The organism is Pseudoalteromonas sp. DL-6 (assembly GCF_004328665.1).
In the GTDB taxonomy this organism is placed as follows: domain Bacteria; phylum Pseudomonadota; class Gammaproteobacteria; order Enterobacterales; family Alteromonadaceae; genus Pseudoalteromonas.
On record NZ_CP019770.1, the window covers coordinates 2661399 to 2684914 of the forward strand.

A 23516-nucleotide genomic window follows, 5' to 3' on the forward strand; every position below is an offset into this window, starting at 1 on the left:
GACTTAACCTGAAATATGGTTATTTAATATAGCGATTATTTAATGTAGCCATTATTTAAACAAATAAAAAGCCCGACTTAAGTCGGGCTTTGATGCGTTATATCATTAGATATATGGATTAGTGAGCATGCGCTTCACTAGACCCTTTAGGATTACGAATACCTTCAACCATTTCTTGAATTTCAACTGGTGTCGGTTGAGTCATTTTCATAACACCTGCAGCTACTGCAAAGTTAATGATCATGCCTACTAAACCAATCCCTTCAGGTGAAATACCTAAGAACCAATTTTCTGGGCTATTAAGCTCTGGACTCACAAACTTGAAGTAGATGATGTATGCAGCAGTAAAGGTGATACCCGTTACCATGCCTGCAATTGCACCATGTTTATTCATTGATTTAGAGAAAATACCCATAATAATTGCAGGGAAGAAGCTCGCCGCCGCTAAGCCGAAGGCAAAGGCAACAACCGAGGCCACAAATCCTGGCGGGTTAATCCCAAAGTAAGCGGATATTACAATAGCAATCATCGCTGCTAACCTCGCTGCAAGTAATTCTTGCTTGTCGGTTATATCCGGTTTGAGTGTTCGTTTAAGTAAATCATGCGATACCGAGGTCGAAATTACCAATAGTAAGCCCGCTGTAGTAGATAGTGCCGCGGCAATACCACCAGCAGCAACGAGTGCAATAACCCAGGCTGGTAAATCGGCAATTTCAGGGTTCGCTAGCACCATAATATCGCGGTCAACGTTTACTTCGTTTGCGCTATTAGGATCAGTGATTTTACCTGATGTGTAGAACATTTTGCCGTCACCATTTTTATCATTAAAGGTGATTAGGCCCGTACGTTCCCAGTTTTTGATCCAAGCAGGCGCATCCGCATACGCTGTACCGCTTCCGTCTTTACCGTTAATTGTATCAATCATATTTACACGGGCAAACGAAGCTACTGCGGGTGCTGTTGTGTATACAATAGCAATAAACACCAGTGTCCACGCAGCTGAAATACGCGTGTCTTTAACGCGAGGTACAGTGAAAAAGCGAACAATTACGTGTGGTAAACCGGCTGTACCCACCATAAGAGCACCTGTGATTGCAAATACATCAATCATACTCTTAGAGCCTTCAGTGTACTGACCAAACCCAAGCTCGGTGCTTAAACCGTCTAGTTTATCCAATACATACATGCCTGAGCCGTCACTTAGCGTGGCACCAAAGCCTGTTTGTGGAAAAAAGTGACCTGTTGCCATCATAGAGATGAAAATAGCCGGTACTAAATAAGCAAATACTAGTACACAGTACTGCGCAACTTGCGTGTAAGTAATACCTTTCATGCCACCAAGTACGGCATAGAAGAAAACAATGATCATACCGATGTAAACACCGGTTTCAATTTCAACTTCTAAGAAACGAGAGAACACTACACCAACACCGCGCATTTGACCCGCAATGTAAGTAAAACAAATAAAGATGGCACATAAAATAGCCACTAAACGCGCTGTACGAGAGTAGTAACGGTCACCGATAAAGTCTGGCACGGTAAACTTGCCGAATTTACGTAAGTAAGGCGCTAAACACATAGCCAGTAGTACATAACCACCGGTCCACCCCATTAAGTAAACACTTCCGTCGTAACCCGCAAACGAGATGATACCCGCCATTGAAATAAATGACGCAGCACTCATCCAATCCGCAGCAGTTGCCATACCATTAGCAAGTGGAGGTACACCACCACCAGCAACGTAGAATTCATTTGTTGACCCAGCACGAGCCCAAATTGCAATACCGATATAAAGCGCAAAGCTTAAACCGACGATTATAAATGTGAGTATTTGAACATCCATTGATTAGCTCCTATTCGTCTACGCCATATTTTTTATCTAACGTATTCATTTTGAAAACGTACACAAAAATCAAAGCTACAAAGGTATAAATCGCGCCTTGCTGGGCGAACCAGAAGCCAAGTTTAAACCCAAAAAAACGTACTTCGTTAAGTACATCAACCAGTAATATGCCAAAGCCGAAAGAGACTACAAACCATACTGCTAATAGTTTAAACAGTAATGAAATGTTTTCTGCCCAATAAGCTTTTGCTTGTTCTTCATTTTTAAAAGCCATTTTTATTTTCCCCTTTAAACATCACAAGATTGTGATGGGTGGTTTTTTATATTCGTTAACCAATTTAGCAATGCAATTCAAATATTGAATTGCGACAATAGTCGTAACAACATATTAACGTTTTCGTAAACTGCTAGCGATTGATTAATAAACAACCCATGAACTACTTTAGTTTCAGTAGCTTAATGAATTTTAATAACTGAGGTTTTTAGCCAAATTTAAACAAACCGTGGGAATAAGACATTAGTCTAACTAAATAGACAAATAAAAATTAAAGCATATAAATCAGCATGTTATTTTATTTATAGATAATATAAATAAAATGTATACCCCCTACTTTATCCACAACTAGGTATTGTAAATAAGCAAACTACTTCAAACTCCAACTGACGCTCGCATCTTGAGATAGTTTGGGTATAGTTATGGCAAATTATAAAAATATTCTATGAGGTTAAATAAACATGACGGCTGTACTACTGATCGTTGCCTTTGGCTACATAGGTCTGCTGTTTTGGCTGGCAAATTGGGGCGATAAGACCACGCCACTGGCCAAGCGTATTAGTCATCACCCATTTGTGTATTCATTTGCATTGGGGATTTATTGTACTTCGTGGACTTACTATGGTTCGGTAGGCACCGCAGCTACCAGTAGTTGGAGCTTTTTGCCTATTTTATTAGGGCCCGCTTTACTGTTTTTTTTCGGCCAAGGCTTTTTACGTAAACTGGTATTGGTGAGTAAAAAACAAAATATTACCACCATTGCCGACTTTATTTCAGCACGTTACGGTAAACGCCAAACCACCGCCATCATGGTGACCATTATCGCCTTATTGGCCACTATTCCTTATATTGCTCTGCAATTAAAAGCGCTCAGTTCTAGCTTTTTACTTTTGCAAAGCAGTAATCAGATATCTGGGGATATTTTGGCGTTATCGGCCACGTTAATGATGGCGCTATTTGCTATATTTTTTGGCACGCGCAAAGTTGATGTAACCGAGTATCGCTCAGGTTTAATGCTCGCAGTTGCGTTTGAGTCGCTAATAAAGTTGTTTGCTCTAGGGGCTGTAGCAGGGCTTGCAATATATAGCTTATTTAATTTACCTGCAGAGAGGTCTAGCCAAGTCGCCGAGTCCATTTGGCTGCATTGGGCACAGTTTGACTTTTTTAGCTTTAACTTTGTAGGTCAGTCGCTGATGGCGGCAGCGGCTATTATTTGTTTGCCACGCCAATTTCATGTAACCGTGGTTGATAACCAAGATAAGCGCCATTTATTCACTGCTCGCTGGGCTTTTCCATTGTACTTGTTATTGACCGCAGCAATGATTTTACCTATTGCCACTGCTGCTATTCATCCAGAAATTGGCCGCAGCTTATCACCAGACAGCTTTGTACTGGCACTGCCTATGCTGCACGATAATGCTTTTTTAACCACCTTTGTATTTATAGGTGGGCTTTCAGCTGCCACGGCCATGATTGTTGTAGCCACGCTTACGCTAAGTACCATGATCTCCAACGATGTGGTGCTGCCCTTAATGTTACGCCGTAAATTTAAACGTAATTTAATCACTAGCAGCTACAAATCTCGCATTTTGTTAGTGCGTCGATTTACCATTGCCGGGGTGCTTATTTTAGCCTACTTCTATCAGCAATGGTTTGGTAATGGCAGCGCGCTGGCCAGTATGGGATTAGTGGCTTTCTCACTGGTGTCGCAGTTATTGCCTGCTATTGTGGGTGGTTTATATTGGCGAAAAGGCCATGCTTATGGTGTTTATGCCGGGCTACTCGCTGGGGTCATTTGTTGGGTACTGTTTTTAATGCTGCCTATTTTAGAAGCCCCCAACCCACTAGACAGTGAGCTGCAACAAACACTTATAACTCGAGGCACCTTAATCGCGTTGTTTGCTAATATTGGCTGTTACATTAGCTTTTCGCTAGGAGCTGAAGAGCGCTTAATTGATAAAATTCAAGCAGCGGCATTTGTTAATCCCAAAGATCAGGCCATTTTATCTCGTCGCTTAAATAAAAACGTAAAAGCCACGGTGTATGACTTTAAAATTTTACTGCAAACCTTTTTAGGTATTCAACGTAGCCAACAAATTTTATCGCATTACGCACTCCATCATGATTTAAACGACAACAACGCACACCCTCGCGCTGACTTTATTGCCTACTGCGAACGCGCACTGACAGGCGTATTAGGTGCCTCTTCTGCGCAAGCACTTATTCACACCGTATCGTCTGGCAAGCGAATGGCGTTTGAAGAAGTAGTAAACTTTTTTGATGAAACCACACAAGCACTGCAGTTTAATCAGAACTTACTATTTACCTCACTAGAAAACTTAAGCCACGGACTCTCTGTGGTAGATAAAGATCTTAACCTCGTTGCTTGGAATAAGCGCTACAGCGAAATGTTTAACTACCCTGAAGGCTTTTTACAAGTTGGCCAGCCTATTGAAGAAATAATACGGTATAACGCAGAGCGCGGTGAATGCGGCCCAGGTGAAATTGACCGCCATGTTGATAAACGGGTTCAGCATTTAAAAAATGGCAGTTCACATCATTTTATTCGCCATCGTCGAAATGGCCAAGTGTACGAAATGATAGGTAACCCACTGCCTGACGGGGGGTTTGTAACGAGTTTTTCTGATATTACTAATCATATTAGTACGCAAAATGCGCTCGAAGAAATTAATATGGACTTAGAAAACCGTATTGAAGCGCGCACCCAAGAAGTACAAACCATTAATAGTAGCCTGCAAGCACAAATCGATAGCCGCGTACAAACAGAGCAAGCACTCACTTTAGCTAAACGTGAAGCTGAGCAAGCAAATGATAGTAAAACTCGCTTTTTAGCACTCGCCAGCCATGATATTTTACAGCCACTCAATGCGGCACGTTTATACCTTGCCGCCATTGATGAAACCCAGTTAGATAGCACCAATAAAAATAATTTTAATAAGTTAGGTGATAGCCTAGATTCCACCGTGCATTTAATGTCGGCTTTATTAGAAATTGCCAAGCTAGAGCAAGGGGCAATGACCCCAAATCCCCGTCACTTTTGCATTGATGATATTTTAGATCCTCTTAAAAGCGAATATGCGATTTTATCGAGCGATAAAGGACTTTCATTTAAAGTACGTTCAAATCAACAAATAGTACACAGCGATATTACTTACTTGCGTCGAATACTACAAAACTTGCTGTCAAATGCGATTAAATACACCGAAAATGGCCGTGTGTTAATTGCCTGCAGAAACAGAAAACACAGTTTACGGATTGAAGTATGGGATACCGGCCCAGGTATTAGCGATATTGAACAAGCAAAAATATTTAACGACTTTTACCGAATTGAAGCGGGCGACAATAAAGGCGTTGGCTTAGGTCTAGGGGTGGTTAAACGTATGGCTGATTTATTGAGCCTGCCGATTGATGTGGTTTCATTACCCAATAAAGGCAGCCGATTTAGTATTGAAGTGCCTTATGGTGATGCGCAATTAGTACAGCAAAAACAAACCAGTCAAAATATAGTCGACAACCGCGCCGCGATAAATATTATTGCCGTTGACGACGACCCTGAAAACCTTGCAGCCATGGCCAGCTTATTGAAACGCTGGCAAGCAAATTACACCCTATTCGATAAAGTAGACGCGGTGTTAACTTATGCAAAAGAACAGGGGGCACCTGATGTTATTTTAATGGACTATCAATTAGGTAATGATTGGGATGGCATTACGTTAATTAAAGCGCTACGCGAGATTTGGCAAAGCGATATTCCGGCTATTTTAATTACCGCAGTGCGTGACACTGAGCTAAAACAAACCACCAAAGCTGAAAATATTCATTATCTGAGTAAACCAGTAAAACCAGGTAAACTTAAAGCACTGCTGAATCACAGTACTTAACGTTCAATAAACGTGTTAGCCCAGTAAATACTGGGCTAACACCTAACTATAATTGCGCTTTCTGAGTTTTTGGAACAACCAACTAAGCCCTACCAGCGACAGCCCTAAACCAATGAAGGATAATGCTTTTAAAAGCCCCGTTAAGTTTGCCATATCAATTAAAAACACCTTAACAATTACAGCGCCAAGAATACCTAAACCAACATTTTGCAGTAACCGTTGCTGCTTTAAATGCCCGGCTATCACGACCAGTGCACCCAGTAACAACCAAATGACCGAATAGCTATATAGTTCAGCGTCACTGGTTGCTTTATCAAGGTAAATGAAGCCGCCTTGCCAATATTGGCGGATCAAGGTGTTGATAGCTAATACCGCTAATAAACCAGACACACCGAGTGTAATTTGACTCAATTTAGCATTTAACGATTTAACTAAACTCGCTAACCATAACGCCAGTAGGCTCGGTACCAACCAAATTAAAATCACCCAGTTAAATATTGGCGTTTCACCAACATAAAGACGCATTAATAACGGATTATCACCCAACGTTGTTTTAATTAACAATAAGCCAGCTAATGCAGATAATATAAGACCTGCTGTACGGTATAACTGACCTAATTGCCCAGCACTTTGCGAACGGTATAAATAAACGCAGCCTAAGCCAAGTAAGTTACAGCTAAGTAATACTTGCTCATAAAAACTTAAAGAAAAAAGTTGTGGGTAATGCCCTACCAGTTGATAACTGGTTTCGGTTGTCACAAATAACGCTAAGCAATGCAGTGCTGCTCCTTCGAGCCATATTTTTAGTTGTGAAGCATTAAAACATTTAGCCGCTGTAAAAAATAACCCAATACAAAGCGGGTAAACAGCTAAGCTCCAATGCAAATCAAATAGTGTTAGCTCTTCATAACTAGGCGTCCAAGGTGATAGGGTTAGACGTAAAAGTAATGCCGCCACAAGCGCCTTTATTGGCCAGTGTGGCATTGCCACATTGTATTTTTTTATTAATAAGCTCAACAGTAATACTTGAACAGCCAGAGCAATGGTAAGGCCGCTATCGCTGAGTAACATAGTAATTGCTAAGGTAATATTGGCGTTTGCCCCTACCCAATAACTAAAGCGCTGCCATAAGGTTGTTTGATGCTGAGTAAATTTTATTAACACCGCACTCATTAAACATAGCAACACCGCCCAAAGTGGGTAAGCGGTTGCTAAAGCCGTGTTTGGGATCATCGCATACAAGGCGCCAACTAATGCAAACATGCTTAATGAAGCAAGCAAATGAAAGGCTAATCTTTTTGGGTATATATTGCCAAAATAAAGTCCATAGCCACTCAAGCCCAGAGCAAGTAATAAGCCTAATCCGTATTCATTTTTAAAAATAAATAACGCATCATCAAAGGTATAAGTTTGTTCAGCACTGATCACTAATAACAGCGCAATCACTAAAGAGACCCCTTGCCATGCATCCCAACGACTATTTTTTAGCACTAAAAATAGGAGTAAAACGATGCTTAATAACGCCACTATTTGCCATTGTATATTAAACACACTCAACAGCATGGCAACCATTAAAGGCGCAATAAAGGCCAGTAACAAACCATGATCTGGAAATAAATTAACTAACCGTTTAAAGCTGTGCGGGCGTACTTCAAGGGTTTTAAAGGTTAACCCTAAGCGTGCAATAGCGATTAATCCTAAAATACTTAACAACGCAAAAGCGCCTATTAACCACACTGTGTCGTAGGTAAATAAAGTGAGTCCAACCAAATACCAACTAATATGCCCTACCCATAGTAAATACCACAGCCAAACACGCTTTACTTTTTGTGCCACTACTGTCGCAGCAACACTCACAAGGGCAACATAAATAAGCAAAGAAAATAACTGCCCACTGTCCGTATTTACCCAAATAGGGACACTGTATGCGCCTATAATGCCTATTACTGCAAGTAAAGGGCCTAGCTTTATTGCCATTGCACTAGCACACAGAGCAATAACTGCTAAGCCAATAAACGCCCACTCAGCACTGAGCATGCTAAAGCTGTTATAAGCTAAAAACATTAAGGCAAAACAGGTTATAAAGCCGCCACTAGCCAAGGCTGCAGGAATATAATTATTAAAGCCTTCAAAAACGATTCGTTTATAATGTAAATAGGTCGCCGCTGCGATTAAGCCAACACCAAATAACCCACCAGCACTGAGCCTCATTGCTGGTGAAAGTAGCCCCGCCTCTAAACTGTATTTTGCTAAAAATACGCCACCTAAAGCCAAAGCAATAGCACCAATCCAGGTCATCCAATTTTGCTCGAAGCCTGCACGTAACTGCTTAAAGAGCAGTTCAATACTCGATGGTTTTTTAGCTATCGTTTTACGAACTGATGTAGGTTTAATGCTCACTGGTTTATAAACAGCGGCTGGAATATCTGAGCGGTGTAGAGATTTTGCATTATCTATTTGAGGATCGGCGGGAGATTTTTCATTTATTGCTGCATTTGCATTTAACTCAAACTGAAATAGTTTTAGTTTTAATGCTGCAACCTCTTGTTTAAGGGAGTTCAATTGCACTAAGGCTACTAACCCACATATGGCCCCTGCAACAATCGCAATAGATATAATAATTGCTAATCCGATTAACTCATCCATACAATTCCTTTTTATCTCGCAACAAGAGTTCCCAAAAATAGCACAAGCGAAGTCTATTTCATAAAATTACTATGTTTAAGCAACCTCAAGGCGATCACGGCCTGCTTTTTTAGCACGGTATAATGCTTGATCAGCACGTTTCATCACATTATCAAAGCTCTGCTCACTGCTACGATGTGCAATACCAATGCTAACCGTTAAAGAGCGCTGGTTTTGCACGGTAATAGTGCGAGCAGTCTCTAGGATAGTCTGCGCGAAGTTAAGTACTTCATCAAGCTCATAACTAGGCAGATAAGCGGCGAATTCCTCTCCCCCTATGCGAGCAAATGTATTTTCATTGTTAAATAGCGCATTCACTTTGCTAGCAAATTCTTTCAGCACCTGATCGCCCACATCATGACCAAAGTCATCATTAATACGTTTGAAGTGATCAATATCTATGATTAAAACAGTATAGGGATTATTAGCAATCCCCTTCACATGCTGATAAAAGCAGCGTCGGTTATACACTTTAGTTAAATCATCTATAATAAATTCTTGCGCCAAGCGGGTGTGCATTCGCTGCATAAAATGCATGGTTTTAAATAAACCATAAGCGGTGATTAACATGCCGAGTGTTCTACATAAATCTTCGATGTAGTTGCTCACCCAATAGGGTTGGCGTGTCACTTCATCAAGTACATCGGCAGTAGAGCCTACAATCCATAGCATCAAACCGATACTGACATATACATAGGCTTTTTTGGCTAACTGTGAACATTGCACCACAAAGAAAATAGTGAAAATAACCACTAAATTAATAAAGTCAGTGGTAAAGCCATAGAGATTTTGTGTTATATCTATTGGAGAGAAGCGCATTAACGAAAAAATTGAAAAGCCAATAATAAATGCCAGCGTAGCTAAAATTAACAGCTTGTTTAATCTGGTAATTTTTACAAAACGGCTGAGCTTAAGGCTCACTTTTTCCGGATTCATCATAGGCTGTATTTAAATTTATTATTGTTATTAAAACTATACCATAAACTAAAACTGATTAATTTTAAATTAATGTGCTTATAATCCAACCAATCGCAACTAAAATAGTTAGTCCAATCATGGCCTTAGTTTTGTGCTTGCTGATAATACGTTCAGCTTGATTACCCGCATAATACACCACTATTGCTAAACCAAAATAACGTATAGAGCGAGCAATAGCGCTTGCTAATAAAAACAGCGCCAGCGAATACTTAGTCGCGCCAGCGGCCAACATCGCAATTTGAAACGGAATAGGCACGATACCTAGGCTTAATACAAACCAAAACCCTTGTGACTGCATTTTCTGTTTTACGTTTTCAAACTGCTCAGGGCTTGAGAATGTGTTGATAACCCAATCGCCAATCACATCAAATAAGTAATAACCTAAAGCGTAGCCAAATAGCGCCCCCACAATACAGCCTAGTGTTGCCATAAGAGCAATTTGCCACAGTTTTTCGCGCCTTGCCTGCATTAAGGGCACCAAAACAGCTTCGAGTGGAATGGGCACTATGGTGGATTCTAAAAATGAGGCAATAGTAATTCCACCGAGCATATTTTTAGACTCAATAAACTGACGTGTTTTTTGCTTGAGCTTTTTTTGTACTGCCATAAACGTCCTGTTAGCAATGAGGTAAGTGATTAAATCATCTCATAATAAGGTTAATGCTGCCTGAAGAAATACAACCAACATAGTAATCAGCAAAAGAGTGCTTTATTATCTTTACATGACATTATACTTTTAAAAATTATCACTGTATGCAAACTGCTCGCTACATTCCATTTAGAAAACACGACATCATTACAATGTGCGCCAAAGAGCTTAATAAAGATCAACAAACCTCTTTTAAGCAGCTTTGTGAACTTTTAGCCAGCTTAATTCACTTTCAGTACCACGGCACACTTGAGTCATTAAAAAACAATTACGCGCCTTTTGATCCAAATAGCGATACCCGTTTAATAAACAGTGTGACTGATGAGCAAAAAGCTCAATGCCAACGCGATTTTGCTAGAGATTTTGCCAATGTATTAAACGCGGCTAATTTTGAAGTGATCACCCATCAAGACTTACAAGATGCACTCAACGAAGAATCACTTTTTAAAGTACGCCTTGAGGTGGAGTTTGAGGATTTTGAAGAAGTGGTTTTTTATCGCCGAGGCGAATCACAGCTGAGCGAAACCATAACCAGTTTTTGGGGGTTACGTAAAAAGCCACTGCATTTTACCAACTACGATCGCGTAGCAGTATTTATCCGTTTTAAAGACAAAGCCTATTTTGAATCAAAAAATAAACTACCTATGGGGTTTGAGCCCAGCTCAACCATAGTAAAACTATTTCAAAATGTGCCAAAAGCTGACTTAGAAATGCTATTTCCTAATAGCGAAGTACGCATGCGCCCTATTGATAAAGTGATTATTGGCTCATCGGCACTTATTGGCGGTGCGGTAGTATTAGTTACCAAACTGGGCGCCTCATTACTTTTACTGTTTGCTTTGTTTACATTTTGGGGAGGGTTTAGTGATAAAGCCGTTACCATGACTCAGCAGCACTTTATTACGTTAGCCATTGGTATTGGAGTATTTGGCAGTTTTGTGTTTAAAGAGTGGAGTAAATTTAAAAACCGTAAAATTAAATTTATGAAAGCACTGAGCGATAATCTTTACTTTAAAAACCTTGATAACAACGCCGGTGTTTTTCATACACTAATAGACGCCGCCGAAGAAGAAGACATTAAAGAAGCCCTGCTTGCTTATACGTTTTTACTAAAATCTAAAAATGCCTTAAGCGCACACGCGCTTGATGAGCAAATAGAAACGTGGTTTAAAACTAAGTACCAATGCGAGCTAGATTTTGAAATTAGCGACGCGCTTGAAAAGCTTGAACGTATGCATTTAGTAACTTGCACAAACACCCTATATAAAGCAGTAAATCTAGAGCGCGCAAAAGCCATATTAGATGAGCGCTGGGATAGCCTATTTCAATATAACTAAGCAACTCCTTACTTAAAAAAAAGCAGCTGACAATTCAGCTGCTTTTTACGTTATACATTAGTTAGTAACTAGTTAAGCTGTTTGCTGCTTTTTAAATTTTCCATGCACTAATTTATAAAGTGCTGGTAAAATTAACAATGTGAGCAAAGTGGATGACATAATTCCACCTACCACCACGGTTGCCAAAGGCCGTTGTATTTCAGCGCCGGTACCGGTATTTAGCGCCATAGGTATAAAGCCTAAACTAGCCACAAGCGCGGTCATTAGCACTGGGCGTAATCGCTGTAGTGCCCCGCTATGTATTGCATAATATAAGCTTAACCCCTCATTTCGTAATTGCTTAATGAACGACAACATCACTACACCGTTTAATACCGCAACTCCACTTAGCGCAATAAACCCCACACCCGCTGAAATAGAAAGCGGCATATCTCGTAGCAATAATGCCAATACCCCACCGGTCAGTGCCAGTGGTACACCACTGAATATAATGAGTGAATCACGCAGCGATCCAAAAGCACTATAAAGTAAGCCAAAAATAAGCAATAAAGTCACAGGCACTACCAACGACAAACGCTTACTCGCCGATTGTAATTGCTCAAACGTACCGCCGTATTCAAGCCAATAACCGCTGGGTAGGTTAAGTTGTGCGTTCATAGTCGCTTGGGCATCTCTTACAAAGCTGGCTAAATCGCGCCCCGCTACATTGGCCGTTACTACCACATTACGCTTACCACTTTCGCGGTTTATTTGATTCGGCCCTTTTTCAATACTGATTGTAGCTACTTCCCCAAGCGGTACAAATGCAAGCTCAGGGTTACTACTTTGAGGTAACGCAATAGGTAAACGCGCAAGCGCAGAGACATCTTCAGACCAACGCTTATCTAAGCGCACCAATAACGAAAAGCGCTTATCACCCTCATAAATTAGCCCTGTTTGCACCCCACCAACAGCAGCGGCAAGGGTTTGTTGAATGTCGTTTACGGTTAATCCTAATAGCGCCATATGATCTCGCATTGGGGTAACAGAAAGTGTAGGCAAGCCCTCCATTTGCTCTAAACGAACATCGGTAGCACCGGTAATATTTCGCATTAAGCTTGTGGCTTTTTCGCCAAATTGCTTAAGTATGGCTAAATCATCACCGTAAATACGCAGCGCTACATCGGCACGCACACCGGCAATTAACTCGTTAAAGCGCATTTCTATAGGCTGGGTAAATTCATAGTTATTACCCGGTACCTCATTCACACGATGACGAATGCGCTGCACTAACGCGTCTTTACTTAGTGATGGATCAGGCCATTGCGCACGCGGCTTTAACATTAAAAAAGTGTCGGCAACATTAGGCGGCATAGGATCGCTGGCTACATCCGCGGTGCCAATCTTTGAAAATACGTTCGCAATTTCAGGTTGCGCTAATAAAGCCTGCTCCAACTGCTTTTGCATTTGCACCGATTGTTCAATACCGGTGCCAGTAATACGCAGCGCATGCATTGCAATATCACCTTCATCAAGCTGAGGTAAAAATTCGGCGCCCATATTTTTAACTTTAAAGCCAAGTACCAGCACTAAAACAGTGGCAATGCTTATCATAAGCCACGGTAATTTAAGCGATAAATTAAGCAGTGGCTTGTAGATTTTTTTAACGCCACGCATTACTGCGTTTTCACTTTCATCTACTTTACCACGCACAAATACGGCAATAGCCGCCGGCACAAAGGTAACAGCAAAAATAAGTGCACCTATTAACGCGGCAACAACGGTAAACGCCATGGGCTGAAACATTTTGCCCTCAACACCACTGAGCGCAAAAAGCGGTAAATACACCAACATAATAATTAAAATACCAAATACCGCGGGGCTAAACACTTCTTTGGTGGCTGAAGTGACAACCTCTAAACGCTCACTGAGCGTAAGTAAGCGGCCATGTTTATGTTGAGCCATCCCTAATTGACGAAGGCAGTTTTCAACCACAATCACCGCGCCATCTACAATTAATCCAAAGTCGATTGCACCTAAGCTCATTAAATTACCTGAGACTCGATTGCCCACCATGCCAGTAATAGCAAATAGCATACTGAGCGGAATAACCATGGCGGTAATAAGCGCACCAGTGATATTCCCAAGCAATAACAATAAAATGACGATGACCAATACCGCCCCTTCAAACAGGTTTTTTTGTACTGTAGCGATGGTTTTATCAACCAGATTGGTGCGGTCATAAACAGGCTCAACAATAACCCCTGCAGGTAAACTTTTTTGTACTTGTATAAGCTTATCAGCCATGGCTTTAGCAACCACACGGCTGTTTTCACCTATGAGCATCATTGCCGTGCCTAATACGGTTTCTTCGCCATTATAGGTAGCCGCGCCGGTTCTAAGCTCTTTTCCTAAGTATACATTTGCCACGTCTTTAATTCGCACAGGAGCATCATCACGCTTAGCAATAACGGTGTTTGCTATATCCGCTAATGTTTTTAATTGCCCAGGTGAGCGCACTAAATATTGGCCGTCAAAGCGCTCTATGTAACCGGCCCCGCGGTTGCTGTTATTAAGCTCAAGAGCGGTTATAACATCCTTAATTGTCAGCTTATAAGCAATCAGCTTTTCTGGTATGGGCGCAACTTGGTACTGGCGCTCAAAACCACCTTGGCTGTTTATTTCGGTTACGCCTTTTACTTTTAAAAGCTGCGGACGAATAACCCAGTCTTGTAAAGTACGTAAATCTTCGGCGCTGTAAGGCATACCATCACTTTTTAACGCATCGGGTTTTGCATGCACGCTATAGGTAAATATTTCACCTAAACCACTGGCAATAGGTCCAAGGTTTGGCTCAACATTATTAGGTAAATCGGCGCGAATACTTTGAATACGCTCACCAATTTGTTGACGCGCCCAATAAATATCGGTGCCTTCATCAAAAATAATGGTTACTTGAGAAAGCCCATAGCGAGAAAGCGAACGGGTATAATCAAGCTTAGGAATACCCGCCATCGCTGTTTCGACTAAGTAAGTGATACGCTGCTCAACTTCAAGCGGCGTAAAACCAGGCGCTTTAGAGTTAATTTGCACTTGTACATTGGTAATATCGGGTACAGCATCTACCGCTAAGTTTTGGATGTTATACACACCAAACCCAGCAAATAAAAATGTTAGTGCCAGTACCATCATGCGGCGTTTAACCGCAAAAGAAACAATCCAGTTAATCATGGTACCTCCTAGTGAGCGTGACTTGCGCCGCTTTTTAAAATATCGGCTTTGATCACATAGCTATTGGTTGTGACGTACTCACTACCTGGGCTTAAACCCGCGATGACTTCAATCCACTCGCTATTTTTTGCGCCTAAAGTAACCGGGCGTACTTCAAACACATTATTTTTACGCACAAACACACTCGCCATGCCGTTAAACTCTTGAATAGCCTCAGGCTTTACACGCACGTTAGCATTAACCTTATCGATACTGACATCAGTATTAACATGCATGCCCGGACGCCAATGACCATCAGGGTTATTAAGCGCTATACGGGCACGTGCAATGTGCCCGCCGGTCATCATAGGCGCTATAAAAAACACCTTACCTTGGGCATTCAAATGATGATGTAAATCGTATACCGTGGCGCTTTGACCAATGGCTAGATTTTCGATGTTTTCAGGAAAGGCTGATAGCTCAACCCATACTTTATCAAGGTTCACGACCTGCATTAGCGCGCGAGTACTTGCCAATTCACCACGCTTTAAATACTGCTCGGTCACCACACCGCTAATAGGGCTTTTAATACTGTAGTTTTGCAAAGTTTCGCGATTGGTGACGCTGGCTAATACATCACCTTTTTGAACGGTTTGACCTATGCTGACAAAAATATCGCTGATCAATCCGGTATATGGCGCCATCACTTCTACTGTGCCGTGCTGTGTCGGTGCAATAACACCAAACAGCGTGTCGGAAATATCAACCTCGCCACTTTGTGCTATCTCTGTTTTAATGCCCGCACCTTTAATTGCTCGCTCGCTAATCACGGTGCGGCCTTCGTGCTGAGAGTACTCAAAGCTAACGCGCTCACCTTTATAATTGGCAGTAATGAAAAGCGCAAACGAATGTGGCTCATTTATGGGTTGCGTGCTAACAAGGTAGCCATTCTCACGCGTAAATTGTATTTTTTGCGGCGCTTCTACTAAGCGTTTTAAGTTTATTTCTATACTTAAATCGTTTACATCTACCGGCTGATTTTGCTCATAACCATATACGCGCAGCTCAACTTTACCTGCTAACTCTTGCAGCTTTAACTCAAGAGTGAGCTTTTCGTTTGTTAATAAAAAGCCGCCGTGTGGACCTTGTTTTTGGGTTTGCTCTGTTTGGTCATGTTCTGCTGAGGCAAATACATGTGTGCTTGTTAAGCTAGCTACAAACGAGAGAAATACTAATAATGCGATAAAAATGTTGTTCATGATTGAAAAGTCTCAGTTAAAGATTGGCCAGTTAAACGCTCAAGTGCGAGGTGGGTCTGATATAACGCTGCATAGGTATTGATAAGTGCGCGTTTAGAATCAAAAAGGGCTTGTTGAGCATCGAGCAATTGCAACACCGAAATTTGTCCGCGTTGATAGCTTTTTAAGCTTTGCTCAATCAGTGTTTGCGCTTGGGGAATAATCTGCTCAGATAACAACTGCACCTGTAATGTTTTGCCTTGGTAATAGGCATACAAAGTACGAACTTGTTGGCGTAATTGAATCCGTAACTGTCCTTGCTGATCACGTAACAATGCCAACTGACTATTAGCCGCTTCAATATTACCGCTATTTGAGTTACTCAATTGCAACGGCATAGAAAACGAAAACAGCAATGAACTGGTATCGTTTTGCTGGTTGTAACGCAGGCCTGCACCTACATTAATGTCACTTTGCCCATTGGCTTTTTGCAGCGTTAAGTTGGCCGCTTGCTTTAAGTATTGCTGCTGTAACATAGCAAAATCAGGCGCTTGGTTAACCGCATCAAGTAACCCTTGCTCAGAGCTAAGCGATATTAAGGTAGTAATATTTCCCGCTAAATTAGTGTAGCCATGTTGCTCGCTCCACAGCTCATTAAGTGATAAACGTGCTCGCTCAAATTCGCTATTTAGCTTAGCTTTCTCAAGCTCTACTTGACTAAGCGCATAACGCATGCGGGTTACATCCGCTTGCGATACAGCACCAGCATCAGCCCTTTGCTTTATTGCTTTGAGAGCTTGGCTTACAACCTGATGTCGTTCGCTATTGAGAGAAAGTAAAGTTTGAAATTTAAGCGCCTCGTAATACCGCTCACCGGTGGTTGCCAATAAGGCTAAACGAGTATTTTGATACTGTATTGCTTGGGCTTTAATGTTTGCCGTAGCGTAATTTACACGGCTTTGGCGTTTATCTCCAAGCTCTATAAGCTGGCTAAATGCCAAGGTTACTTCAGCGCCTTGTACACCACGTGCATCGTTTGTCCCCAGCAAATTTTCAGCTTCTATATTTAAAATAGGGTTAGGCGAAAGTGCCGCTTGAGATTTAAGCGCGCTGAGTATTTTTTGATGATAAGGGTAGCGTTTTAATAGCGGATTTTGTTGCTCGGTATTTATCAACGCTTGTTTTAGAGTTAGTGTTTTAACATTTGCAAACGCACTAAAAGCAGGCAGCGCGCACAGCATCGCCACCAGCATAATTGGTTTTTTATTCATATAGCTTGTCCGTTTTTAATCAACAGAGTTCACTTGCAAACCATTCACAACCTACGCAAAAAATAGCGACAGTGTAAAATGCTCAGCAATCTAAACATGCCTATAACAGCCCATTAAACGCTTACGCGTAGGCAGCTAAAAGCACACTAATTAATTGAAATAAATTAAAAACTAACTAAATAAATTCGGTGGCGGTACGTCTGGTGGATAATGTAAGCCGTGATAGCATGTCGCTAAAGTTGGTTTACTTTTCTCGGGAGTTATTGAGTGATTTGAGCTGTGGCTATAGCCACTGTGGCAATGCTGGTGGGCATGTATTTCTGCTGTTGGGGCGCTGTCGTTATCATCAGCAGTTTCGCTACTTTGCGAAAATGAGCTATTTACGTGGTCAACGTCTTCTTGTAAATGGTACGCGGCGCCATCACAGCTTATAAAGCTATGCACAAGCACAAGTAACATTACAATTAAAAAACGATTTGAACGCACAGTTAAACGAATTCCCTATTGAAATACACGATTAGTTAAGCTCATTACTTATCTAATTCAGCACTGTACCTGAAAATACCTAAAAAGTAATGCAGCAAAATAAAATTTTATTTCATTCAATCTTATTTTGCTGCAAAAAGCCGCTAACCAATGTTAGCGGTCAATATTAACCGTTATTAAGCAACCGCTTGCTCTAAAATTTCACGGCTTTCTTTTAACGTAATAGCTTGGTTTTCACCAAGGGCAACCATGCCATGAGCTTCAAGCTTGCCAATAATATTATCAATGGCAGCCGCTTTGTCATCACCATGCTCAGTAAGCTCAGTGGCTACATCAAGACTGTGGTAAAACGCTTCAATTGCTTGAATTGTTTGCTCTGCTAAATCATCTGTTTGTGCAAGACCAAATACGTTTTTACCCATTTGTTCTAGTTTTGCTTTTTTAACTGCAAATTGGTTGCGCAGTAAAGAAGGCTGAACAATAGCTAGTGAGCGGGCATGATCAACACCATAGGCGGCTGTTAATTCATGACCAATCATGTGGGTTGCCCAATCTTGCGATACGCCAGAACCAATTAAGCCATTAAGTGCTTGGTTAGCTGCCCACATAAGATTTGCACGCCATGCATCGTCTTGGCTTTCAAAGTTATCACCCAATGTTTTAAGCGCTTTTAACAGTGCCTCTGCGTAACCTTCTTGAACAAGTGCACCTTCTGGGAATGTTAGGTACTGCTCACACGTATGTACCCATGCATCTACTAAACCATTTACAAGCTGGCGCTGCGGTAATGTTTTCATTACATCAGGGTCCATAATGGCAAATTTTGGTAATACTTCTGGAGATGCAAACGGTAGTTTTTGCTTCGTTGCTTCTTTGCTTACTACTGAATTTTGATTAGACTCAGAACCCGTTGCAGGCAATGTAAGTACCGCACCAATAGGTAATGCGCTGATAATTGTGTGCTTACCTGTAGGAATATCCCAACCTTCGCCATCATATACAGCAGATGCTGCAATGTATTTAACGCCGTCTATTACAGAGCCGCCGCCTACACCTAATACGAAATCGATGTCTTGTTCTTTACAAATTTTTACTGCTTGGTCTAACACTTCAATTGTTGGGTTAGCACCCACGCCCGAAAACTCTACCCAATCAAAACCTTCAAGTGCTGCTGCAACTTCATCGTATACGCCGTTCTTTTTAATAGAACCGCCACCGTACACAACTAATACTTTTTGATCTTTTGCGATCAAATCAGTAAGTGCGGCAATTTGTTGCTGACCAAATTGAATTAAAGTGGGATTTACGTAGCTAAATTTCATTATTTTGCTCCTAAAGGGGACGGTTAATTACTAAACACTTTATCAATTCTTAAACAAATAAAGTGTTGATAGATGCATAATAATGGCATGGCGCATATATAAAAAGCCTAATACCTGTCAAAAGCTTGCCTAAAACTATCAGCGTTGTTATTTTATGCCAAATACCGTTAATTTAAGCTGTTCTTATGACGACCATCGCCACTTTGTTACAACAATACGCAGAGCATAATAAATTGCTCAGCTTTGAAGGTACCATGGAAACTATTATTCCAGGGGTGTACTTTCATCGCGCCACCAAAAGCTCAGCGCGTCAGCCGCTTATTTATAATTCAGGTATTATTATCGTTGGCCAAGGACATAAAATTATTCACTTCCCTGAGCATCAAATTCAGTATGGTGCAGGCGATTATTTAGTACTAGGTGTGCCCGTTCCACTAGAATGTGAAGCGTTTACTGATAATGATTTGCCGGTAATGGGTATTGCAGTTGATATAAACCCAGCCATGCTGCACAAATTGGTTAGCCAAATGATGCAACATAAGCCTATTTCACCACCGTTAACGCAAAGCGGAGCGGTACAAAGTGCCGCTTTAGATATGGCCATGGAGCAAGTCACTCACCGACTGTTAACAGTGTTAAACAATCCGCTTGAGGCTGAGGTATTTGGTGGCGATATAGTTAAGGAATTAGTATTTAGAGTACTGTGTGGCCCTCAAGGGCATACCTTAATTGGGCTTGCAATGCACGATGGCCATTACGCGCGCATAGCGCGTACTTTATCAACATTACATAGCAATTACGCAAGCCCTATTACCGTAGAGCACTTAGCTGAAGAAGTGAACATGAGTGTGTCATCTTTTCATCGTGCCTTTAAACAAGTTACGTTTGAATCCCCTTTGCAGTATTTAAAAAAAGTGCGTTTAGCTAAAGCAAAAGAATTAATAACCACCTCTGGCAGTAAAGCAAATGAGGCCGCATTTAAAGTAGGTTACACCAGTGCGTCACAATTTAGCCGTGAGTTTAAACGCCATTTCAACAAAACCCCCAGTGAAATACATGTGTGATTAAAACTAACTTACTTTTGCGCAAGTCATTATTTAAATACTTTATCATTAGACTTTGTTAATATGGCTTAAAAGTATTCGTCTACTTAGTAGCAATAAATTGTACGATAAAGACAAGGAGTTTTTAGCATGTTAGGCGCTCAGGTGGTTAGGTTTAGCATTTTTATATGCGCTTTTGCTATGCTATTTAGTAGCGTTACTTATGCGCAAGAACGTTGCCAGCTCAGTGTAAGTGCAACAAACACATCGGTGTCTTTGTCCAAAGAAGTTGTCTCAAATATTAAGCTTAAAAACGGTATCAATCATCTCGAATTAAGCTGTAACTTAAACCAAGGCGGGGTGTTTTCATTTACTCGTCCTGCACTTAAAGACTTTTCGTGGCAGCAAAATTCAGTATATAAAACACCTTTAAAAACCAATCAGATGGCAATTTTAATGGACCCAGGCGTTTTTACTGCCCAGCTTACGGTTACTACCTCAGCAGCTTATACCCCACGCTTTACTTGGTCAGATACACAGCCTTTTGTCGAAAAAATTCAACGCTACAACCTTATTTTTGGCATTTTTTATGGTCTTTGCGCCACGCTTATTTTTTATGCACTAATTATAGGGCACGGCATAAAAGACCCTCTTTTTAAACTGTATGGCATTTATATTTTTTGCATCGCTAGTTTTATATTCTTTCAAGAAGGACAGCCTTATTTATTTACACAGCAGTACTACTCTGTGTACGTAAGCCATCTTTACACGTTAAGTATTGGCTTAACTATAGTCAGTGCTACATGGTTTATGAGCGCACTATTGGAGCTACCTAAATACTTTCCAAAGATAAGCAATACATTAAAAGTTGCCGCCTTATGCGTACTGACTTTGTGCTTACAAAAAATAGCCCTCGATCTGCCACTCATAACCAATATTACCTCTGCAGTAACCGGCTATTTATCATTATTTATTGTCATGACTATTTTTATCCTCAGCGCGACACAAACAAAGTACGGTGTTAATGAAGCAAACTTGGTATTTATAGCACTGTCAAGTGTGTTTATTAGTATGGTGTTTAGAGTACTACTAACCGATTACAGTCCGTTCATTCAACGCTATGGATTTGTTATTGCGTTTACAATTGAATCTTTATTACTAGCTATTGCCGTCGGCAGACGAATTCAAAGGTTAAGTTATACAAAAAAACAAGCTGAACGACACGCTAACTTTGATCACTTATGCCATATATACAATCGTCGCGGTTGGAGCTTAAAAGCAAACGACTTACTAGCAGAGCACAAACAACGAGGAGGCGTTTTGTGTTTTTTATATATAGATTTAGACCGTTTTAAAGCAATTAATGATACTTATGGTCATGATGTGGGCGACAAAGTACTGTGCAAAGTTGCAGAGTCACTTAGTCAACATATGCGCACTGAAGATGCCGTTGGCCGCTTAGGAGGCGATGAATTTGTGGCCATGGCATTATTTAATAGCAACGAAAAAATTAACCAGCGAGTTAACACCCTAGAGCAACAATTAAACCAGTTAACTATAGAGCATCAGGGCCATACCATTTCCATTTACGCCAGTGTTGGGCAAACTAGCTATACTCAGCCACCTGATAACTTAGACACAGTTTTAAAAGCGGGTGATGAAGCGATGTATAAACAGAAATTACAAAGAAAGGCGAAGCTGGCTGAAAAAATGGTAGTCGCCGCTATTTAAAAACATAAAACATGAGCTAGTCAGTAAGACTAGCTCAGCTACAGTCTAATCCTTTTTAAATAGTACCTCAGGATTAACCATGGTTTTCATTTCAAGCACGTTACCGTTAGGATCTTCAATAAAAAAGGTTTCTTGCTCAAACTCATCACCAACAAAACGACGGTAAGGCTGATCTAAATATTCAAGGCCGGCATCGGCAATGCGTTGCTTAAGTCCTTGAAACTCGTTCTCTGATAAATGTATACCAAAATGAGGGACAGCCACTGCGCCCATATCAACGTCGTGACGAACCGTAGGTAAACGCTCAACACTTTGATGTAGGGTTAATTCATTACCCCAAAAATTAATGTCTACCCATCGCCCCGCTTCACTATTGCCGGTTTTACAGCCGAGTACGTCACAGTAAAACGCTTTCGCTTTTTCAAGATCACCAGCAGGGATAGCCAGATGTAAACAGTTAGACATAAATTACCTTAGGTTATAACTTTTAATATATGAAATATGCTGCATTATACATAATTTGCAATTTATAGAACATTAGCAGTGTTATTTTTAGTCATTCATTGCATATTACTAACCTTCAATAGTAATAATTCACCTTTTAGCTGCGGTGTATCGATTTTAGTCTTAAATCGCAGTTTTAACTATTAAAGCTAAAACTGATACATTATTATGTGCGCGCCATGACTAAATTCATACTTTTAAAATTCATCACCTTTTTTATCGGCTGCTTGTCGTGTTTTGTAATGCATAGCACATTCGCATTACCTATTGTTGTATCTGCCGGTTTAACAGGGCTTATCGGTTCATTTATTCCATTTCCTGCAGATTACAAAAACCACCCCTATGCAGCTATTTATGCAGGCAGTTTTGCCGGTATGTGCTCCACTAATTTAATTAATGAATACTGGGAAATTGCGATTATTTCTGCCATTGGTGCTGTTTTATACACACTTACCATTAATGTATTTGCGGGGTTTGGCGGACGGTTAGGTAGCATTGCATTTGCTAGCGTCGCCTTATTTGTTTTAGCCAAGGAGTTAATAATATGACACTTATTTATCCGCTGCTTGCATTGTTAGGGGCGTTTTTAACCTTTTACTTGGCTAAACATAATCGCTTTGATGGGATCCGAGCCTCTGCAGCCCTATCCATTATTGCTTATTTAATATTTGAACAATTTAGTTTCAACGCTGAGCTATATAGCATCGTCTTTTTTGGCGGCACATTTATTGGCATGAGTGCCCCTCAACGCTTTGGTGTGTATACGCTTGCCAGTTCAGCAATTATATTTTCACTGTTTTTTGCCTATTTAGTGCCTATTCTTGATGGTTTCGGTGGTGCTTTGGGGATTAGTGCATTTTTATCCGTATGTATTTGCCATGTATTTATTTTACTTGGTGCACCGCGCAGTAAAAAAACTAAAATTTAAACGCTTTCTTGAATAAAAATTCAATAAAATCCTACATCTATCAAATTGTACGAAAATAAATCAAGTTTTTTTGATCAACAATGCAAACAGCTTCGTAATATTCACAAAGCTGTAACACTGTAACATTCGATTAAAG

17 protein-coding genes are annotated in these 23516 nt (G+C 40.8%); 6 read left to right on the forward strand and 11 right to left on the reverse strand.

Features of this window, described 5'->3' with window-relative positions:
- Positions 1 to 118 precede the first annotated feature (118 nt).
- The gene (locus B1F84_RS12485; RefSeq protein ID WP_013465754.1) at positions 119 to 1843 is read right to left on the reverse strand and encodes a sodium:solute symporter family protein; all 1725 of its coding nucleotides are present in this window, start codon (positions 1841 to 1843) and stop codon (positions 119 to 121) included.
- A 10-nt stretch (positions 1844 to 1853) separates the two neighbouring features.
- The gene (locus B1F84_RS12490) at positions 1854 to 2117 is read right to left on the reverse strand and encodes a DUF4212 domain-containing protein (RefSeq protein WP_008464847.1); all 264 of its coding nucleotides are present in this window, start codon (positions 2115 to 2117) and stop codon (positions 1854 to 1856) included.
- 461 nt (positions 2118 to 2578) lie between these two features.
- Between B1F84_RS12490 and B1F84_RS12495 the strand changes: the two genes are divergently transcribed.
- Positions 2579 to 6019, forward strand: coding sequence for a PAS-domain containing protein (locus B1F84_RS12495; protein ID WP_131691609.1), 3441 nt, complete (start codon positions 2579 to 2581; stop codon positions 6017 to 6019).
- A 42-nt stretch (positions 6020 to 6061) separates the two neighbouring features.
- On the opposite strand, the gene B1F84_RS12500 is transcribed toward B1F84_RS12495, so the two are convergent.
- From B1F84_RS12500 to B1F84_RS12510, 3 genes are all read right to left on the reverse strand, one after another.
- On the reverse strand, positions 6062 to 8665 hold the full coding sequence (locus tag B1F84_RS12500; protein WP_131691610.1) for a DUF2339 domain-containing protein: 2604 nt from the start codon (positions 8663 to 8665) through the stop codon (positions 6062 to 6064).
- A gap of 75 nt (positions 8666 to 8740) precedes the next feature.
- Complete coding sequence (locus tag B1F84_RS12505; RefSeq protein WP_131691932.1) at positions 8741 to 9640, reverse strand: GGDEF domain-containing protein; 900 nt, start codon at positions 9638 to 9640, stop codon at positions 8741 to 8743.
- Positions 9641 to 9704: 64 nt separating this feature from the next.
- Positions 9705 to 10289, reverse strand: coding sequence for a VTT domain-containing protein (locus tag B1F84_RS12510; RefSeq protein WP_008111219.1), 585 nt, complete (start codon positions 10287 to 10289; stop codon positions 9705 to 9707).
- A 146-nt stretch (positions 10290 to 10435) separates the two neighbouring features.
- Here B1F84_RS12510 and B1F84_RS12515 point away from each other — a divergent pair, with 146 nt between their 5' ends.
- Positions 10436 to 11668, forward strand: a complete 1233-nt coding sequence (locus B1F84_RS12515) for a TMEM143 family protein (RefSeq protein WP_131691611.1) — start codon at positions 10436 to 10438, stop codon at positions 11666 to 11668.
- 72 nt (positions 11669 to 11740) lie between these two features.
- Here B1F84_RS12515 and B1F84_RS12520 read toward each other — a convergent pair whose 3' ends face one another.
- The 5 genes from B1F84_RS12520 to B1F84_RS12540 all read right to left on the reverse strand — a co-directional run bounded on the left by B1F84_RS12520 (position 11741) and on the right by B1F84_RS12540 (position 19174).
- Positions 11741 to 14878, reverse strand: a complete 3138-nt coding sequence (locus tag B1F84_RS12520; protein WP_131691612.1) for a CusA/CzcA family heavy metal efflux RND transporter — start codon at positions 14876 to 14878, stop codon at positions 11741 to 11743.
- A gap of 8 nt (positions 14879 to 14886) precedes the next feature.
- Positions 14887 to 16116, reverse strand: coding sequence for an efflux RND transporter periplasmic adaptor subunit (locus tag B1F84_RS12525; protein WP_131691613.1), 1230 nt, complete (start codon positions 16114 to 16116; stop codon positions 14887 to 14889).
- Entirely contained in the window at positions 16113 to 17366 is a 1254-nt protein-coding gene (locus B1F84_RS12530) for a TolC family protein (protein WP_131691614.1), read from the reverse strand. Before B1F84_RS12530 ends, B1F84_RS12525 begins: the two co-directional genes overlap by 4 nt.
- Before the next feature lie 171 nt (positions 17367 to 17537).
- Positions 17538 to 17852 carry a hypothetical protein gene (locus B1F84_RS12535; RefSeq protein ID WP_131691615.1) on the reverse strand — a complete coding sequence of 105 codons (315 nt, stop codon included), beginning with the start codon at positions 17850 to 17852 and terminating at the stop codon, positions 17538 to 17540.
- 176 nt (positions 17853 to 18028) lie between these two features.
- Positions 18029 to 19174, reverse strand: coding sequence for an iron-containing alcohol dehydrogenase (locus B1F84_RS12540; RefSeq protein ID WP_131691616.1), 1146 nt, complete (start codon positions 19172 to 19174; stop codon positions 18029 to 18031).
- A gap of 185 nt (positions 19175 to 19359) precedes the next feature.
- Here B1F84_RS12540 and B1F84_RS12545 point away from each other — a divergent pair, with 185 nt between their 5' ends.
- Together B1F84_RS12545 and B1F84_RS12550 are read left to right on the forward strand one after the other, a co-directional pair.
- Positions 19360 to 20238 carry an AraC family transcriptional regulator gene (locus B1F84_RS12545; protein WP_008111236.1) on the forward strand — a complete coding sequence of 293 codons (879 nt, stop codon included), beginning with the start codon at positions 19360 to 19362 and terminating at the stop codon, positions 20236 to 20238.
- A gap of 129 nt (positions 20239 to 20367) precedes the next feature.
- A complete protein-coding gene (locus B1F84_RS12550; RefSeq protein WP_131691617.1) occupies positions 20368 to 21948 on the forward strand; it encodes a diguanylate cyclase in 1581 nt (526 codons plus the stop codon).
- Positions 21949 to 21993: 45 nt separating this feature from the next.
- Here the strand turns inward: B1F84_RS12550 and B1F84_RS12555 are convergent, their stop codons facing one another.
- Positions 21994 to 22413 (reverse strand): VOC family protein, encoded by a 420-nt coding sequence (locus tag B1F84_RS12555; RefSeq protein WP_131691618.1) that lies wholly within the window; start codon positions 22411 to 22413, stop codon positions 21994 to 21996.
- Between the two features lie 218 nt (positions 22414 to 22631).
- On the opposite strand from B1F84_RS12555, the gene B1F84_RS12560 reads away from it, so the two are divergent.
- Both B1F84_RS12560 and B1F84_RS12565 read left to right on the forward strand, forming a co-directional pair.
- Positions 22632 to 23000 carry a hypothetical protein gene (locus tag B1F84_RS12560; RefSeq protein ID WP_171036863.1) on the forward strand — a complete coding sequence of 123 codons (369 nt, stop codon included), beginning with the start codon at positions 22632 to 22634 and terminating at the stop codon, positions 22998 to 23000.
- The gene (locus B1F84_RS12565) at positions 22997 to 23380 is read left to right on the forward strand and encodes a hypothetical protein (RefSeq protein ID WP_131691619.1); all 384 of its coding nucleotides are present in this window, start codon (positions 22997 to 22999) and stop codon (positions 23378 to 23380) included. Before B1F84_RS12560 ends, B1F84_RS12565 begins: the two co-directional genes overlap by 4 nt.
- Positions 23381 to 23516 lie beyond the last annotated feature (136 nt).

Bases quoted from the DNA above. Each gene is read 5' to 3' on its own strand.
- B1F84_RS12530 (WP_131691614.1), bottom strand. From the start codon at position 17,366: ATGAATAAAAAACCAATTATGCTGGTGGCGATGCTGTGCGCGCTGCCT.
- B1F84_RS12505 (WP_131691932.1), bottom strand. From the start codon at position 9,640: ATGAATCCGGAAAAAGTGAGCCTTAAGCTCAGCCGTTTTGTAAAAATT.
- B1F84_RS12550 (WP_131691617.1), top strand. From the start codon at position 20,368: ATGTTAGGCGCTCAGGTGGTTAGGTTTAGCATTTTTATATGCGCTTTT.
- B1F84_RS12520 (WP_131691612.1), bottom strand. From the start codon at position 14,878: ATGATTAACTGGATTGTTTCTTTTGCGGTTAAACGCCGCATGATGGTA.
- B1F84_RS12540 (WP_131691616.1), bottom strand. From the start codon at position 19,174: ATGAAATTTAGCTACGTAAATCCCACTTTAATTCAATTTGGTCAGCAA.
- B1F84_RS12565 (WP_131691619.1), top strand. From the start codon at position 22,997: ATGACACTTATTTATCCGCTGCTTGCATTGTTAGGGGCGTTTTTAACC.
- B1F84_RS12510 (WP_008111219.1), bottom strand. From the start codon at position 10,289: ATGGCAGTACAAAAAAAGCTCAAGCAAAAAACACGTCAGTTTATTGAG.
- B1F84_RS12490 (WP_008464847.1), bottom strand. From the start codon at position 2,117: ATGGCTTTTAAAAATGAAGAACAAGCAAAAGCTTATTGGGCAGAAAAC.
- B1F84_RS12560 (WP_171036863.1), top strand. From the start codon at position 22,632: ATGACTAAATTCATACTTTTAAAATTCATCACCTTTTTTATCGGCTGC.
- B1F84_RS12495 (WP_131691609.1), top strand. From the start codon at position 2,579: ATGACGGCTGTACTACTGATCGTTGCCTTTGGCTACATAGGTCTGCTG.
- B1F84_RS12500 (WP_131691610.1), bottom strand. From the start codon at position 8,665: ATGGATGAGTTAATCGGATTAGCAATTATTATATCTATTGCGATTGTT.
- B1F84_RS12485 (WP_013465754.1), bottom strand. From the start codon at position 1,843: ATGGATGTTCAAATACTCACATTTATAATCGTCGGTTTAAGCTTTGCG.
- B1F84_RS12515 (WP_131691611.1), top strand. From the start codon at position 10,436: ATGCAAACTGCTCGCTACATTCCATTTAGAAAACACGACATCATTACA.
- B1F84_RS12555 (WP_131691618.1), bottom strand. From the start codon at position 22,413: ATGTCTAACTGTTTACATCTGGCTATCCCTGCTGGTGATCTTGAAAAA.
- B1F84_RS12525 (WP_131691613.1), bottom strand. From the start codon at position 16,116: ATGAACAACATTTTTATCGCATTATTAGTATTTCTCTCGTTTGTAGCT.
- B1F84_RS12545 (WP_008111236.1), top strand. From the start codon at position 19,360: ATGACGACCATCGCCACTTTGTTACAACAATACGCAGAGCATAATAAA.